The 14,809-nt window shown below is 72.3% G+C and carries 12 protein-coding genes; 9 read left to right on the forward strand and 3 right to left on the reverse strand.

Annotated elements, in window-relative coordinates:
• The first annotated feature begins 73 nt into the window (after positions 1 to 73).
• The 3 genes from trhA to LIV37_RS19345 all read left to right on the forward strand — a co-directional run bounded on the left by trhA (position 74) and on the right by LIV37_RS19345 (position 3,078).
• Positions 74 to 775 carry a PAQR family membrane homeostasis protein TrhA gene (trhA, locus tag LIV37_RS19335; protein ID WP_121824751.1) on the forward strand — a complete coding sequence of 234 codons (702 nt, stop codon included), beginning with the start codon at positions 74 to 76 and terminating at the stop codon, positions 773 to 775.
• Positions 776 to 877: 102 nt separating this feature from the next.
• Positions 878 to 2,443, forward strand: coding sequence for an MFS transporter (locus LIV37_RS19340; RefSeq protein WP_020868797.1), 1,566 nt, complete (start codon positions 878 to 880; stop codon positions 2,441 to 2,443).
• Entirely contained in the window at positions 2,440 to 3,078 is a 639-nt protein-coding gene (locus tag LIV37_RS19345) for a TetR/AcrR family transcriptional regulator (protein ID WP_121824750.1), read from the forward strand. The genes LIV37_RS19340 and LIV37_RS19345 overlap by 4 nt, the downstream gene beginning before the upstream one ends.
• A gap of 543 nt (positions 3,079 to 3,621) precedes the next feature.
• Here LIV37_RS19345 and LIV37_RS19350 read toward each other — a convergent pair.
• Positions 3,622 to 5,655 carry a thioredoxin domain-containing protein gene (locus LIV37_RS19350; RefSeq protein ID WP_020868799.1) on the reverse strand — a complete coding sequence of 678 codons (2,034 nt, stop codon included), beginning with the start codon at positions 5,653 to 5,655 and terminating at the stop codon, positions 3,622 to 3,624.
• A gap of 249 nt (positions 5,656 to 5,904) precedes the next feature.
• On the opposite strand from LIV37_RS19350, the gene LIV37_RS19355 reads away from it, so the two are divergent.
• The 4 genes from LIV37_RS19355 (at position 5,905) to LIV37_RS19370 (ending at position 12,306) form a co-directional block, all read left to right on the forward strand.
• Positions 5,905 to 6,870: a helix-turn-helix domain-containing protein gene (locus LIV37_RS19355; protein WP_020868800.1), complete on the forward strand. Its 966-nt coding sequence runs from the start codon at positions 5,905 to 5,907 to the stop codon at positions 6,868 to 6,870.
• A gap of 272 nt (positions 6,871 to 7,142) precedes the next feature.
• Entirely contained in the window at positions 7,143 to 7,715 is a 573-nt protein-coding gene (locus LIV37_RS19360) for a TIGR03086 family metal-binding protein (protein WP_020868801.1), read from the forward strand.
• 62 nt (positions 7,716 to 7,777) lie between these two features.
• Entirely contained in the window at positions 7,778 to 8,851 is a 1,074-nt protein-coding gene (locus LIV37_RS19365) for a hypothetical protein (RefSeq protein WP_020868802.1), read from the forward strand.
• Positions 8,852 to 9,027: 176 nt separating this feature from the next.
• A complete protein-coding gene (locus LIV37_RS19370) occupies positions 9,028 to 12,306 on the forward strand; it encodes a tetratricopeptide repeat protein (RefSeq protein ID WP_020868803.1) in 3,279 nt (1,092 codons plus the stop codon).
• A gap of 128 nt (positions 12,307 to 12,434) precedes the next feature.
• Here LIV37_RS19370 and LIV37_RS19375 read toward each other — a convergent pair whose 3' ends face one another.
• Both LIV37_RS19375 and mca read right to left on the reverse strand, forming a co-directional pair.
• Entirely contained in the window at positions 12,435 to 12,695 is a 261-nt protein-coding gene (locus LIV37_RS19375) for an RAMP4 family protein (protein ID WP_020868804.1), read from the reverse strand.
• A gap of 7 nt (positions 12,696 to 12,702) precedes the next feature.
• Positions 12,703 to 13,575, reverse strand: a complete 873-nt coding sequence (gene mca, locus LIV37_RS19380; protein ID WP_121824749.1) for a mycothiol conjugate amidase Mca — start codon at positions 13,573 to 13,575, stop codon at positions 12,703 to 12,705.
• A gap of 97 nt (positions 13,576 to 13,672) precedes the next feature.
• Here mca and LIV37_RS19385 point away from each other — a divergent pair, with 97 nt between their 5' ends.
• Positions 13,673 to 14,077, forward strand: coding sequence for a DUF4307 domain-containing protein (locus LIV37_RS19385; RefSeq protein ID WP_020868806.1), 405 nt, complete (start codon positions 13,673 to 13,675; stop codon positions 14,075 to 14,077).
• A gap of 188 nt (positions 14,078 to 14,265) precedes the next feature.
• Complete coding sequence (greA, locus tag LIV37_RS19390; protein ID WP_020868807.1) at positions 14,266 to 14,763, forward strand: transcription elongation factor GreA; 498 nt, start codon at positions 14,266 to 14,268, stop codon at positions 14,761 to 14,763.
• The last annotated feature ends 46 nt before the right edge of the window (positions 14,764 to 14,809 follow it).

The following is a 14,809-nucleotide window of genomic DNA, read 5'->3' on the forward strand; positions in this document are numbered from 1 at the left end:
AGTGGGCGCCTTGGTGACCATCACCACTCGACATGGACCGGTAACTTACGGTGGCGTAGGTAGCATGAGCGCCATGACTGCCGCCGCGCCCGATGCCGCCGCTGAGAATCCCCCAGGGCCCGAAACGGCCCCGCCGCTCCCCCTGAAGCCGATGCTGCGCGGCTGGCTGCACGCCGGCATGTTCCCCGCGGCGCTGGTCTCGGGCGTGGTGCTGACGGCCCTCGCCGACAGCCCGCGCGGGCGGCTGGCCTGCGCCATCTACACGCTCACCGCCTGTGCGCTGTTCGGCACCAGCGCCCTTTACCACCGCGGCAATTGGGGACCGCGCACCGCCGCGGTGCTGCGGCGGCTGGACCACGCCAATATCTTCCTGATCATCGCGGGCACCTATACGCCCTTCACACTGCTGCTCCTGCCACACGGCAAACAGCAGATGCTGCTGTGGCTGGTGTGGGCCGGGGCGCTCGCCGGAATCGCCTTCCGGGTCTTCTGGGTCGGCGCCCCGCGCTGGCTCTACACCCCGTGCTACATCGCGCTGGGCTGGGCGGCCATCTTCTTCCTGCCCGACTTCCTGCGCACCGGCGGCATCGCCGTGATGACCCTGATCGTCGTCGGCGGGCTGCTCTACAGCGTGGGGGCGGTGGTCTACGGCACCAAGCGGCCCAACCCCTCGCCCCGCTGGTTCGGCTTCCACGAGGTGTTCCACAGCTTCACGCTGGCCGCCTTCGTCGTGCACTACGTCGGCATCTCCCTGGTGGCCTATCAGCACGCCTGACCACCCGGCAGGCACCCCCGACAGACCGATAGACACTCCTGATTGACAGCCCACATCTTTTGAGAGTTACTGTCATTTGACGGTAACTCTCGGAGGTGTGCCATGTCCGCTGCCCCGGACCCACGCCCGGATCCACGCCCGGACGCGCGCCCGGATCCACGCCGCTGGTGGACCCTCGCGGCCCTCGTCGCCAGCACCCTGGTGATCGGATTCGACACCACGATCCTCAACATCGCCCTGCCGACCATGGCCTCGGCCCTCCACGCCGACATCGGCGAACAGCAGTGGATCGTCGACTCCTACACGGTCGTGTTCGCCGCCGCGATGCTCCCGACGGGTCTCCTCGGCGACCGGTTCGGCCGCCGCCGCATGCTCATCACCGGTCTGCTGATCTTCCTGGCCGGGGCGCTCATCGGAGCGCTGGTCTCCACCCCCGCCCCGGTCATCGTCGCGCGCCTGGTCATGGGGCTGGGCGCCGCGCTGGTCATGCCGCTGTCCATGGCCGTCCTGCCCACCTTCTTCGGCCCCGGCGAACGGTCCAGGGCGATCGCGGCCCTGAGCGCCGCGATGGGGCTCGGCATGCCGCTCGGCCCCCTCGTCGGCGGCTGGCTCCTCGACCACTTCTGGTGGGGATCGATCTTCCTGATCAACATTCCCCTCGTCGCGATCGCCATCCTGGCCTGCCTCTTCCTGCTCCCCGAGACCCGCGACCCGGCGGCCCCCAGGATCGACCTCGTCAGCACCGCGCTGAGCGTCGGCGGACTCATCGCGCTCGTCTGGGGCCTCATCGAGGCCCCGTCCCGGGGCTGGACCCATCCGCTGATCCTCACCGCCTTCGCCGCGTCCGTCGCCCTGCTCACCGGGCTCACCCTGCGCGAGCGGCAGTCGGTGCGGCCGATGCTGGACCTGGGGCTGCTGTTCCGGCCCGCGTTCCTGTGGAACGCCGTCGCCATCACGCTGGTGGGCTTCTCGCTGCTCGGGCTGCTGTTCGTCCTGCCGCAGTACCTCCAGGCCGTCCTCGGCAACGACGCCTTCGGCACCGGGCTGCGGCTGCTGCCGATGATGGCCGGACTCCTGCTGGCGGCCCGCGCCGCCACCCCGCTCGCGGCCCGCTTCGGCCCCCGGCCCGTCATCAGCGGCGGGCTGCTGGTGAGCGCCGCCGCCGCGTTCCTCGGTTCCCGTACCGAGGTGGGCGACGGCTACGGCACGACCGCGCCCTGGCTCACGATCACCGGACTCGGCTTCGGCCTCGGCGTCGTCCCGGCCATGGACGCGGCGCTCGGCGCCCTCTCCCGGGACCGCGAAGGCACCGGCTCCGGGCTGCTCATGACGCTGCGCCAAGTGGGCGGCACCATCGGCGTCGCCCTGCTCGGCAGCCTGCTCGCCGACGCGTACGGCACCCGGCTCGACACCACCGGGCTGCCGTCCGCCGCGGCCGACGCGGCGGACGGCTCGGTGGTCGCGGCCCACGCGGTGGCCGCGCGGCTCGGCGATCCGCACCTCGCCGCGTCGGCGGACGCCGCGTTCGTCCACGGCATGGACGTGGCCCTCCTGGTGACCGCGTTCACCTCCCTCGCGGCGGCGGTACTGGTCGCGATCCTCCTGCCCCGCACGGTCGCCGCCGATCAAGGCGCCATGGTCCAGGAGACCGCCGATGCCCGACAATGAGAGCCATGGCTTCCGCACGTACGACGTCCGCACGACCCAAGCTCGGGCTGCGCGAACGCAAGAAGATCCAGACCCGGCAGGCGATCCGGCGCGCCGCCTACCGGCTGTTCACCGAGCAGGGGTACGACGCGACCCCGGTGGACCGCATCGCGGAGGCCGCCGACGTCTCCCCCAGCACCGTCTTCCGCTACTTCCCCACCAAGGAGGACATCGTCCTCTCCGACGAGTACGACGATGTGCTGCTCGCCGCGCTCCGGGACCGGCCGCTGGACGAACCGCCGGTCGCCTCGCTGCGGCGCGTCCTGCTCGACCTGTTCCGGCAGTTCGCCGGTGACGAGCGGCGCGAGATGCTGGTCCGCCTCACCCTGATCCGCCAGGTACCGGGGCTGCGCGCCCGTATGAGCGAGAGCATGTCCCGGACCGGCGCCCTGCTCGCCGAGGTCCTGGCCGAGCGCAGCGACCGGTCGCCGGAGGACTTCGAGGTGCGGGTCGTGGTCGGAGCCGTCCTCGGCGTCCTCCAGGAGGCGCTCTTCCACTGCGCCGACCAGGGCGCGGCGGAGGACTCGGCGCTGGCGGCCATGGAGGAGAGCATCGACCGCGCCCTGAACATGCTGTCCCAGGGCCTCCCGCTGTAGCCGGTGCCCGGCACCCGGGCCCGTCGCGGGCCCGGACCGGCTGCATCGCGGATCCGGACCGGCTCCGTAGCGGCCGCGGTCCCCGCCCCGTCCCGGACCCAGCCAGCCCCGCCGCGGCTCCGGAGTACGGGGTGTCCGGCGGATCTTTCCCCTACCCGCCCCTTCCCGACACCTGACAATATGCGGCTCCGCCGCGTGGGGGCTCCGCCCCAGACCCCGGCCGGGCGACCCCGATGTGCGCGGGCGATGCCGACCGCGATCAGCCCGTCGGTGCAGGCGTTCACGGCGGCGACGGTCGGCCGTCAATCCCCGGGGGTCCACGCGGCGGAGCCGCACATCGATGCTGCGGGAAGGGGCGGGGACAGCCCGCCGCAGGCGTCACGACCCGCCGGACACCCCTCAGCCCCGGACCGGCCTGGACCCCAGCCCCATCACGGGCCCGGACCCCGGCGCCGTCGCGGGCCCGGACCCCAGCCCCATCACGGGCCCGGACCGGCCCCGGGCCCGCGCGCCGTACGTCGGCGGGTTCGGCCCCGCCCCCGGTCAGCCCCCCAGCTTGGCCGTCAGTGCCTCGACATCGGCCGTGGGCGCGTCGCAGGTGAAGCCGCGGCAGACGTAGGCCGCCGGGCGGCCCTCCAGGAGGGGGCGGTCCTGGAGGAGCGGGATCTCGCCGGAGCCGGGCTCGCCGACCGCGACGACCGCCCCGGGGGCGGTGGCGAGCAGCGCGGCGCGGTGCAGGGCGCGGGTCGCCGGGTCGTCGCCGGGGCCGACCACGGCCACCTCGCGCGGCCCGTCGAGCCGGGCCTCGGCCACGGCCAGGCCCCAGCCGATGAAGCGGGGCACCCGGGGGCCGAGGGCCCGCACCACGGCGAGGGCGCGCTCGGCACCCTCCCGATGGCGCGTTCCGCCGGTGATGGCGGCGTAGGACAGCAGGGCCCCGGCGGCGGCCGTCCAGCCGGACGGCGCCGCGTTGTCCGTCGGGTCCTGGGGGCGGCGGATGAGCGTCTCGGCGTCATCGGCGGTGTCGAACAGCGTGCCGTCCTCATCGGTGAACCGGCTCAGCACGGTGTCCAGGAGCAGCCCGGCGAACTCCACCCATGCGCCGTCGCCGCTGACGGCGGCGAGCGCGAGGAAGCCCTCGGCCACGTCCCCGTAGTCCTCGAGCACGCCCGCGTGGCCGCCCGCGGTGCCGTCGAGCGAGGTGCGGGCAAGCCGCCCGCGCTGGTCCATGTGGATGCGCACCAGCAGATCGGCGGCCTCGGTCGCGGCGTTCACCAGGTCGGGGCGGTCGAAATAGGCGCCGGTCTCGGCGAGCGCGGCGATGGCCAGCCCGTTCCACGCGGCGACGATCTTGTCGTCGCGGCCGGGGCGGGCCCGTAGCTCCCGGGCGGCCAGCAGCCGCTCCCGTACGGATGCGACGCGGGCGGCGTCCGTCAGCCGCTCCCCGTCGGGCAGCTGGAGCACGGAGGCCCCGTGCTCGAAGGTGCCCTCCCGCGTGACGCCGAAATACCCGGCGGCGAGCTCCGCGTCGGCCTCCCCCAGCACCTCGCGCAGCCGCTCGGGCGTCCACACGTAGTACGCGCCCTCGACGTGCCTGCCGGTGCCGTCGTCGCTGTCGGCGTCCAGCGCGGAGGCGAAGCCGCCCTGTGCGGTGCGCAGCTCGCGGACCATGAAGTCCGCCGTCTCCAGGGCGACACGGCGCGCGAGGTCCGAGCCGGTGGCCCGCCACAGATGGGCGTAGACGCGGCACAGCAGCGCGTTGTCGTACAGCATCTTCTCGAAGTGCGGCACGGTCCAGGTGGCGTCGACGGAATAGCGGGCGAAACCGCCGCCGAGCTGGTCGTAGATACCCCCGCGGGCCATCGCCTCGCAGGTGGCCGACACCATCTGGAGCGCGCCCTCGGAGCCGGTGCGTGCGTGGTGGCGCAGCAGGAACTCCAGCGCCATGGACGGCGGGAACTTCGGCGCGCCGCCGAACCCGCCGCGGGCGGCGTCGAATTCGCGGGTCAGGGCCATGAGCGCGCTGTGCAGATCCTCCTCGCCGGGCGGCTGTGGCGCGTCCGAGCCCAGGGCGATACCGCCGCGCTGGGACAGGTCCTCCACGATCCGGCCGGCGACGTCCCGCACCTCGTCGCGGCGGTCCGACCAGGCGGCGCTCACGCCCTCCAGCACCTGCCGGAAGGACGGCGTCCCGGGCCGGGGGCGGGGCGGGAAGTACGTGCCGAAGTAGAACGGCCGGGCATCCGGGGTCAGGAAGACCGTCATGGGCCAGCCGCCCTGGCCGGTGGCGGCCTGCACCGCCTCCATGTACACCGCGTCGACGTCCGGCCGCTCCTCGCGGTCGACCTTCACGGAGACGAAGTGGGCGTTGAGGTAGTCGGCGGTGTCCTTGTCCTCGAACGACTCGTGCGCCATGACATGGCACCAGTGGCACGCTGAGTAGCCGACCGACAACAGCACGGGTACGTTACGCCGCTCCGCCTCCGCGAACGCCTCTTCCCCCCACGGCCACCAATCCACCGGGTTGGCGGCGTGCTGAAGCAGGTAGGGCGACTGGGAGCTGGCCAGGCGATTCATACCGGCATCGTCGCACGCCCCGGACCGCCCGGCCCAGCGCACCAGGCCGGGAGCCAGGGCTCCCGGACGGCCCCGGAACGCACCCACCGCCGCGACGGTTCGGCGAGGGCCGACCACGCCGTCCCGCACCGGCGGCACGCGCGCCGCGGCGATCCCTGTGAGGCCGGAGGCGCCACGCGCGCCGCGAGCTCCGTGGCTGCTACTCCCAGGGGCAGGCTGGATGCGGAGCGCGTGGCCATACTCGGTCGCATGGACGACACAACGCGCGGCAAGTCCCTCCTCGGTGAGTTCCTGTCCACGCGTCGGGCGCAGTTGACCCCGGCCGACGTGGGGTTGCCGGACTACGGCGACCGGCGGCGGGTGCCGGGGCTGCGGCGTGAGGAACTGGCCCAGCTGGCCGGTGTCAGCGTGGCCTACTACATCCGGCTGGAACAGGGGCTGTCGCTCAACGCCTCGCCGCAGGTCCTCGACGCACTGGCCACGGCTCTGCGGCTGGACGAGGCGGAGCGGCGCCATCTGCACACCTTGTCCGGTGACGCCAGGCAGCGCCGCCGTCGGCTCCCCGCCGAGCGCGTCACCGCGGCGGTGCGCCAACTGGTGGACGCCCTCGGGGACTCACCCGTGGTCGTCCTCGGCCGGCGCTCGGACATCCTGGCGTGGAACCGCGCCGGGCATGCGTTGTTCGCCGGGCACCTGGCCCCGGACAGCCCGGATCGAGCGGCCACGCGGCCCAACACCGCCCGGCTGGTATTCCTGGACGCCCACACGCGGGACCTGTACGTGGACTGGCCCAGGAAGGCACGGGACGTGGTGGGCAAGCTGCGGCAGGCGGTCGGCGAATATCCGGATGACCCGCATCTGGCCTCCCTCATCGGCGAGTTGACCATGCGCAGCCCGCAGTTCGCCACACTGTGGGCTCAGCACCGGGTGCGCGCCTGGGACATGGCCGAGTACCGGATGCGCCATCCGATGGTCGGGGAGCTGGATGTGCTCCAGCACTCGCTCCCGGTGCCCCGGGGGCAGGGGATCCGGCTGGTGGTGACGACGGCGGCGTCCGGCTCCGCCGCCCAGGCGGCACTGCGGTTGCTCAACCAGACCCTCCAGCCCGCCGCCGGCATGTCGGCAACCGCCCGCCCCACCGCGGACATGTCGGCGACCGCCCACCGCGCCGCCGACACCCCCGCACGCGTCGTTCCTCCCGTGCAGCACTCCTGATTCGGCCGTCCGGCCGCCGCGACACCGCGGTCCGCTCAGAGCGTCACGCCTGAACATCACCCGGCAGCCCCGGCCCCGGCCCGAGACCGGCGGGGAGTGCCGCGGGGTCCTCGTCACACGCGCCTTCCCGCCGCCGATGACGCTGCCATCCCGCTTTCCCTCCCCCGTGTCCCCCGCCCGCGCGTCCCCCGCCCGCCGGCGCCACCCATCCGGTGCCCGCACGCGACGGGCGAGTACGCGCATCCCTCTTTCACCCCTACCGGAGGTTCCCCATGTCCACTACACCCGTCACGGCTTTCACCGAGGTCATCGACACCGTCGCGCACCTGGTCGAGGCGGTGGAGGAGCAGCAGTGGAGCGCGCCCACGCCCTGCGTCGACTGGAACGTCCAGCAGCTGGTCGACCATCTGGTGGCGGGACAGCACACGTTCGCCGTCGTGATGGGGGCGCGGCCGCCCCTGCCGGCGCTCGATGCCCACCCCGCTCCGGAAGCGCTCAAGCAGACGTTCCGGACATCGGCCGCCGCCCTGGTGTCCGCCTTCGAGGGTCCGGGAGCGCTGGAGCGCACGGTGCGGGCCCCGATCGGTGAGGTGCCCGGCGCCGTGGCGCTGCGTCTGCAGACCATCGAGCACCTGGCGCACGGCTGGGATCTGGCCCGGGCCATCGGCCGGAAGGCCCTGTTCGACGAGGCCACGGTCGAGCGGGAGACCGAGTTCGCCCGCGGCCTCATGGCACAGCTGCCGTCCGGGCCGGGCGCTCCGTTCGCGCCGTCCCGGACCGCTCCGGAAGACGCCCCCGCGCTCGACCGGCTGGCCGCCCTGCTCGGACGCGACATCACCGAGTGACCCCCACGCGGCTCACCGCAAGTACACGTCGGCTCCAACTCTCCCGAGGAAGAAGGACAACAATGAAGAAGACGAAGCTGAAGATCGCCTTCGCAGGTGCGGCACTTGTCGCCGCCGCGGCCACCGGGACGGCGATGGCCACGAGCGGTTCCTCTGCCGGATCCGGCGCCGAGCGGACACAGACCCAGGCCGAGCGGAGCAAGCAGGCGACACCCAGCGTCATCAAGGCCGACGGCCCGAACGTGTTCCCGCACTCCCTGGACTACGACCCGCGGTCGAAGACGTTCTTCGCCGCCTCGCTGAAGCAAGGCAAAGTCACCGTCTTCGGTCCGGACGGAAAGGTGCGCACCCACATCAACGACCCAGCACTGGTATCGGCGCAGGCCGTCAAGGTCGACCGCGAGCGGGACCGCATCCTGGTCAGCAATGCGGACTACGGCATCGCCGACCGTTCCGACAAGGACAACCCCTTCAAGGTCGCCGGTGTGGGCAGCTACGACCTGAAGACCGGGAAGCAGGATTGGTGCGTCGATCTGACCGCGGTCACCAACGACGGCAAGAAGCACCTGATCTCCGACGTGACGGTGGCGCCCGACGGCACCACCTACGCCGTCGACGAGTTGACTCCGACGGTGTTCCGCATCGACGAGCAGGGCCGCGCCAAGGTCTTCCTACAGAACGACCTGCTCCAGGGCAAGCTAGACATTCCCGACTTCCTCAACGATGTCGGCATGACAGCGGTCGAGTGGGTGGAGGGAAACCAGCTGATCATCTCCATGGCCGACGGCTCCCTGGTACGAGTGCCCGTCGACGATCCCGAAGAGACACAGAAGGTGAAGCTCGACAAGCCGCTGTCGTCTCCCCCGGCCGGCATGGAGCTCCTGAAGGACGGCTCGATCACAGCGGTCAGCAGCGGTCTGCTGACCGGCAAGCCCGCCAAGATCCAGCATGTGAAGCCCCGCGACGGCTGGAAGGAAGCCGCGGTGAGCGTCACCGACACCGTCAAGGACCCCATCACCAGCGACATCACCGTGGGACCGGGCGGGACGACGTACGCGCTCAGCGGTGGGCTGGCCCAGTTCCTCGCGGGCAAGCCCAACGACGGATTCACCCTGACCCCCGTCAAAACCGGTTGAGCCGGTAGTCGTTCGACCGGACGGCCTGCGAGCGCCACTCCCACGACCTGCCCCGGAGCCATCCTCCCCCACCCGGCGAGGCGGGCGAAGTTATCCACAGGGGAGTTATCCACAGGGCTGCCGGATAGGAGCCAGAAACGGAAGACTGAGGGCACTGCTGCAGGAGGGGGATCACCATGCCGGCGTCACTGGCGGTGCTGCGGGACGGCCACCGGACGGAAGTCGAGCGGCTGCTGTCGCGGGCCGTGGAGGAGGAGGTGCGCCGCTCGGGCGGGCGCACCGACGGCGGGGTGCTGCTCAGCCGGGCGCGCGGCGCGCTCGACGAGATGACCGCGGCCGCCGCGGAGGAGTACGGGGCGTATGTGCGCGCGCTGGACGAGTCGGACGCGGGCAGCAGACCGCTCTCCGCCCGGCTGTCGCGCGGGCAGCTGGGCACCCCGGCGCTGGCCGCGGCGGTCGCCGCGGTGGCGGCCTTCGGCGCGGATCTCGGGTACGGCACCTCGGCGGGCACGGCGCTGGGCGCGGGGGTCACGGCCGCCGTGGCCGGGTCGGCCGCGGCCGTGGTCAAGCTCACCGCGAGCCACTGGCCGGCCGCCCACCGCCAGGCCGCGCTGCGCAACCAGCCCGGTGGCGCCGAGCAGTTGCGGCTGCAGTGGCTCACGGCGGTCGAGGTGCGGGGCATCCGGCCGTTCATCGACCAGCACCGGATGACCACGGCCGCCACTCGCCAGGGCGGCGGTTCGGCGAAGCGCACCGCCTCCGCCGCCGGGCAGCCGAAGCTGCGCGGCGCGGACCGCAGCCAGGCGGCCCGCAGGCGCACCGTGCTGGAGCAGTCCTTCGCCCATCTCCCCGAGGCGGACGGCCCGTTCGCCGGGCGCCATGCGCAGATCTCACAGATCGCGCAGTGGGTGCGGCAGGCCCGCGCGGCCACCGAGACCAAGCCCACGGTGGTGCTGCTGGAGGGTCCGCCGGGCTCCGGCCGGACCATGCTGGCCGTGCGGGCGGCCCACCATCTGCGCGATGAGTTCCGCGGCGCGTGCCTGGTCGATCTGCGCGGCGACAGCCCCGAGCAGGCCCCGCTGCCCACCCGCGACGCGCTGCTGCATCTGCTGAACCGGCTCGGCGCACCCCGCGACCAGCTGCTCTTCCGCGAGCGCTCCTCGCAGGACCAGCACGTCAGACGGCTCACCGAGCTGTATCACCAGTATCTGACCGGGCTGCCGGTCACCATCGTGCTCGATGACGCCCGCGACGCCGAGCAGGTGCGCACGCTGATCCCCGAGCGGTCCGACGGCCTGGTCCTGATCACCTCGCGCACCCCGCTCGGCCTGCCGGACGACCTCGCCGCCTGGGTGCACCGGATCGAGGTGGGCCCGCTGGACGAGCCGGGCGCCGAGGAGCTGCTGCGGGCCTCCGCCGAGGAGCCCACCGGCGCGGGCCCCTACGACGGGCAGTCCGTGGAGCGGATCGCCGAGCTGTGCGGGCGGCTGCCGCTGGCGCTGCGGATCGCGGGCTCCTCGCTCGGCCCCCGTTCCCCCACCGTCCTGGTCACCGATCTGGAGGCGTACGGCCCGGTGGGCGCGATCGAGCGCACCCTGTGGCTGCGCTACACCGACCAGCAGGAGGGCGCCCGGCGGCTGCTGCGCCGACTGGCGCTGGCCGGGCGGGCCAGCCTGGGCGGCGCGGCGGCCGCGGCGCTGCTGGACGCAGATGAGCAGGAGGCCGGCCGCCATCTGGAGGCGCTCGGCCGGGCCGGGCTGATCCAGCATGTGCGCGGCAGCCGCTACCGCCTCCACGACCTGGTGCGCTCCTTCGCCCAGGCCCGGCTGCTGGACGAGGAGCAGCCGGAGCAGCGCACCGCCGCGCAGGAGCGGCTGATCCGCAGCTATGCCGAGCTGGCGGACTCGGTGATCCGGCTGGTCGACGGCAAGACCTCCACCCGTGCCGACATCTTCGGCAAGGGCGCGGCCCATGGCTTCGCCTCGCTGGACGCGGCGCTGCGCTGGCTGGACGACGAATCGAGCTTCATCACCGCCGCGCTGCGCCATGCCGAGGGCGTGGACCAGTCCGCGGTACTGCACCTCCTGGGCGCGCTGTGCGACTACTGCCTGCTGCGCGGCGATCTCTACCGGCTGGGCGAGATCAGCGAACTCACCCAGGCCGTCGACCAGGGGCTGCTGATGCGGTCCGTGCAGTGGCGCACCGGTATCGCGGCCCGCCAGCTCGGCGAGCTGGACCAGGCGCGTACCACGCTTTCCTCGGTGGTGGACCTGTATTTCGAGGCCCAGCACCAGGCGGGCGCGGCCCGCGCCCTGTGCAGTCTCGGCATCACCCTGCACCACCAGGGCAATCTCGCGGCGGCCGCGGCGAAGCTGCGCGAGGCGCTGGAGCTCCAGCGGGCCGAGGAGCTGCGCGGCGACCGGGCCTGGACGATGCACGCCCTGGCGGCGGTGGAGCGCGACCGCGGCGGGCTGGCCGAGGCGCTGGAGCTGCTGGGCGAGGCCCTGGAGCTGCATGAGGAGAGCGAGAGCCTGCACGGCCAGGCGTGGGCGCACTTCCAGCTCGGCCAGGCCTGTCTGCGGATGGGCGATGTGCCGCGCGCCGAGACCGAGCTGGGGGAGGCGCTGGACGCCTACAGCCGCACCCATGATCAGCGCGGTGAGGCATGGGCGCTCACCCAGCTCGCCCGGGCCCGGCTGGTGGCCGGGGAGGCGTCGGCGGCCGTCGACCAGCTGCGCCAGGCCCTCACCCGCCACCGGGAGAACGAGGACGCGCGCGGTGAGGCATGGACGCTGTACTACCTGGGCCAGGCGCTGGAGGAGCGCGGCGACCACGACTCGGCGGTGCGCGAGCTGGAGCGGGCCCGCACGATGTTCAGCCGGATGCGGGATGTGTACGGGCTGGCGTGTGCCCGGCATCACTCGGCGCGGGTCACCCGTGATCTGCGGGCGGCACAGACGGGCTCGCTGCGCAACAGCGGCTTCGCCCGGCAGCTGCTCCAGGACGCGCGGCAGGACTTCCACCGGGTGGGCGTGGCCCATGGCGAGGCATGGTCCTGTGTCGAGCTGGCGGTGATCGACGCGGGAAACGGCAAGGCGCCGCAGGCGCTGGAGCTGGTGGACGAGGCGGCCGCGCTGTTCGCGGGGTACGGGGACCGGCGGGGCCGCTCCTGGGCCCGCTTCCTGCGCTGCACCCTGCTGCCGTTCGCCTCCGCGGGCGGCTCGGTGATCGGCACGGCGGTGGCCCAGGAGGAGCTGGCGGAGCTGCTGCGGGAGATGCGCGCGGAGGGCACGGCGGGCGATTCCCGGCTGGAGGGGTGCGCGGAGGCGTTCGCGCTGGTGCTGGAGCGCGGCGTCGAGCCGGAGACGGGGTGGCAGGCATGGCAGCTCGGCATGGTGCCGAGCCGCCACTCGCGCGAGGTCATGGCCGTGCTGCCGGACCGGCCTCGCACCTGACCGCTCCGCTGGACGTGCGCTGAGATGCCGTCGATCGGCCGCGGCACCGTCGTGGCCGGTCGCGCCCGCGCGGCGGCCGGGCGTGGGGCCCCGCTCGCGCGGGACACTCGGTCAGGCCCGGCCAGGGGTCAGGCCGTGCGCTCCTCGCCCTTGGTGCCCTTGGCACCTTCGGTGGAGGCGGCCGCCGGAGCCTTGCCGGGCTCCTCCGGCGTCTCCTCGAAGTTCACCCGCTTCATGTGCTTGTTCATGGACTTCATCAGCAGCCACACCGCCCCGCCGATCACGGCGAAGACGATGAAACCGAGGACGCCCGGGGTCACCTTGTTCTCGTCCAGGTCCTTGGCGAGCGGGACGAGATGCGTCATGGCGAGGGTGCTGGTGGCGCTCATCATGGGCTCAATTGTTGCGGATGCCCGCGAAGAGGTCGTCCTCGGGGAGGGAAGTGTCCACGAGCGACTTCGCGAGCTCGTACTCCTCGGTGGGCCAGACCTCCTTCTGGATGTCCATGGGCACCCGGAACCAGCCGCCGTCGGGGTCGATCTGCGTACGGTGCGCGATCAGCGCCTTGTCGCGGATCTCGAAGAAGTCGGCGCAGGGCACATAGGTGGTCAGGGTGCGCTCGGGCCGGTCGAACGTCTTCCAGCGCTCCAGCCACTCCCCGTACGGCGAGTCCAGCCCGCGGGCCAGCAGCGCCTCGTGCAGCGCCACGGTGCGCGCCCGGTTGAAGCCCTGGTTGTAGTAGAGCTTCTGCGGCTGCCAGGCCTCCCCCGCCTCCGGGTACTTCCCGGGGTCACCGGCCGCCTCGAAGGCCACCATCGAGATCTTGTGGGTCATGATGTGGTCGGGGTGCGGATAGCCGCCGTTCTCGTCATAGGTGGTGATCACCTGCGGCTTGAACGTGCGGATCAGCTTCACCAGGGGCTCGGCCGCGGCCTCCACATCCTGCAGGGCGAAGCAGTCCTCGGGCAGCGGCGGCAGCGGATCGCCCTCGGGCAGTCCGGAGTCCACGAAGCCCAGCCACTCCTGCCTGACGCCGAGGATCTGGCGCGCCTCGTCCATCTCCTTTGCGCGGACCTCGTGAATGTGCTCCTCGATGTAGGGGTCACCCTGGAGCTTGGGGTTGAGGATGGAGCCGCGCTCCCCGCCTGTGCAGGTGGCGACCAGCACGTCCACCCCCTCGGACACGTACTTGGCCATGGTGGCCGCGCCCTTGCTCGACTCGTCATCCGGGTGCGCGTGCACGGCCATCAAACGCAGCTGCTCAGTCAAGTTCGATCCTCAGTGATTCGTCGTGGGAGACGGCTTCTATAGTGACCTAAACCGGGGACGAATAATTCCGATGTCTCCCCCAGCAGGAGGAACGCCCATGGCCGCGGTGCGCGAGGGGCTGCCCGACGGGCGTTACGGCCGGTCCGCGGACGCGCGTGCCGACCGGACGCTGAAGATCGTCGGCGCCGTGCTCGGTGCCGGGCTGCTCGCCCTGATCGCGTGGTTCGGGTACGACTACATCGCCGGTCAGGACGTCAGCGGCCGGTTGACCGGTTTCAAGGTGGTCGCCGACGACGCCGTCGAGGTCCGGCTGGAGATCACCAAGGACACGGACGCGACGGGTGTCTGCACGGTGCGTACCCTGGACGAGTACCACGACGAGGTGGGCCGGAAGGACTTCACCTTCGGCCAGCCCCGGGAGGACATGGTCAAGGTCGTGACCGTGCGGACCACGGCCCGGGCGACCAGCGCCGAGTTGATCGGCTGCGAGCCTGTTCGATAATCGAACTGGACGTGTCGGGTGCCTGCCCCGATCTGACCAGCGCTGACGCGTTTCCTACGCATTGCGCCCAGTTCCCTCCTCCCCGTTTCTTGCCGGAATTGTTAGGCTCGTGGTTTCGCCCGGCTACGAAGGCGCACCCTTCTGAGTAGGGCGTTCATTTGTATTCCCAGTACCGACGAGGAGCACCTGTGACCCAGACCAGCGAGAACGTCACCTGGCTGACCCAGGAGGCGTACGACCAGCTCAAGGCAGAGCTGGAGTACCTGTCGGGTCCCGCACGTGTCGAGATCGCGAAGAAGATCGAGGCTGCCCGGGAGGAGGGTGACCTCCGGGAGAACGGGGGTTACCACGCCGCCAAGGAGGAGCAGGGCAAGCAGGAGCTCCGAGTGCGTCAGCTGACGCAGCTCCTGCAGCAGGCGAAGGTCGGCGAGGCACCCGCGGACACCGGCGTGGTCGCCCCCGGCATGGTGGTCACCATCGCCTTCGACGGCGACCCCGACGACACCCTGACCTTCCTGCTCGCCTCCCGTGAGTACGCGAGCGCGGACGTCGAGACCTACTCGCCGCAGTCCCCGCTGGGTTCGGGTGTGAACGGCAAGAAGGTCGGTCAGGACGCCGAGTACGAGCTGCCCAACGGCCGCACCGCCTCGGTGCGAATCCTGGAGGCCAAGCCCTACCAGGGCTGAACGCCCGGTGCGGAGCCCCGGCCGAACGGCCGGGGCTCCCCCTCGC

Origin of the sequence: Streptomyces rapamycinicus NRRL 5491 (assembly GCF_024298965.1) — a bacterium.
In the GTDB taxonomy this organism is placed as follows: domain Bacteria; phylum Actinomycetota; class Actinomycetes; order Streptomycetales; family Streptomycetaceae; genus Streptomyces; species Streptomyces rapamycinicus.

Coding starts and splice junctions, on each gene's coding strand:
- LIV37_RS19375 (WP_020868804.1), bottom strand. CDS start 12,695: ATGAGCGCCACCAGCACCCTCGCCATGACGCATCTCGTCCCGCTCGCC.
- LIV37_RS19355 (WP_020868800.1), top strand. CDS start 5,905: ATGGACGACACAACGCGCGGCAAGTCCCTCCTCGGTGAGTTCCTGTCC.
- LIV37_RS19340 (WP_020868797.1), top strand. CDS start 878: ATGTCCGCTGCCCCGGACCCACGCCCGGATCCACGCCCGGACGCGCGC.
- LIV37_RS19350 (WP_020868799.1), bottom strand. CDS start 5,655: ATGAATCGCCTGGCCAGCTCCCAGTCGCCCTACCTGCTTCAGCACGCC.
- LIV37_RS19345 (WP_121824750.1), top strand. CDS start 2,440: ATGAGAGCCATGGCTTCCGCACGTACGACGTCCGCACGACCCAAGCTC.
- LIV37_RS19360 (WP_020868801.1), top strand. CDS start 7,143: ATGTCCACTACACCCGTCACGGCTTTCACCGAGGTCATCGACACCGTC.
- LIV37_RS19365 (WP_020868802.1), top strand. CDS start 7,778: ATGAAGAAGACGAAGCTGAAGATCGCCTTCGCAGGTGCGGCACTTGTC.
- trhA (WP_121824751.1), top strand. CDS start 74: ATGACTGCCGCCGCGCCCGATGCCGCCGCTGAGAATCCCCCAGGGCCC.
- LIV37_RS19385 (WP_020868806.1), top strand. CDS start 13,673: ATGGCCGCGGTGCGCGAGGGGCTGCCCGACGGGCGTTACGGCCGGTCC.
- LIV37_RS19370 (WP_020868803.1), top strand. CDS start 9,028: ATGCCGGCGTCACTGGCGGTGCTGCGGGACGGCCACCGGACGGAAGTC.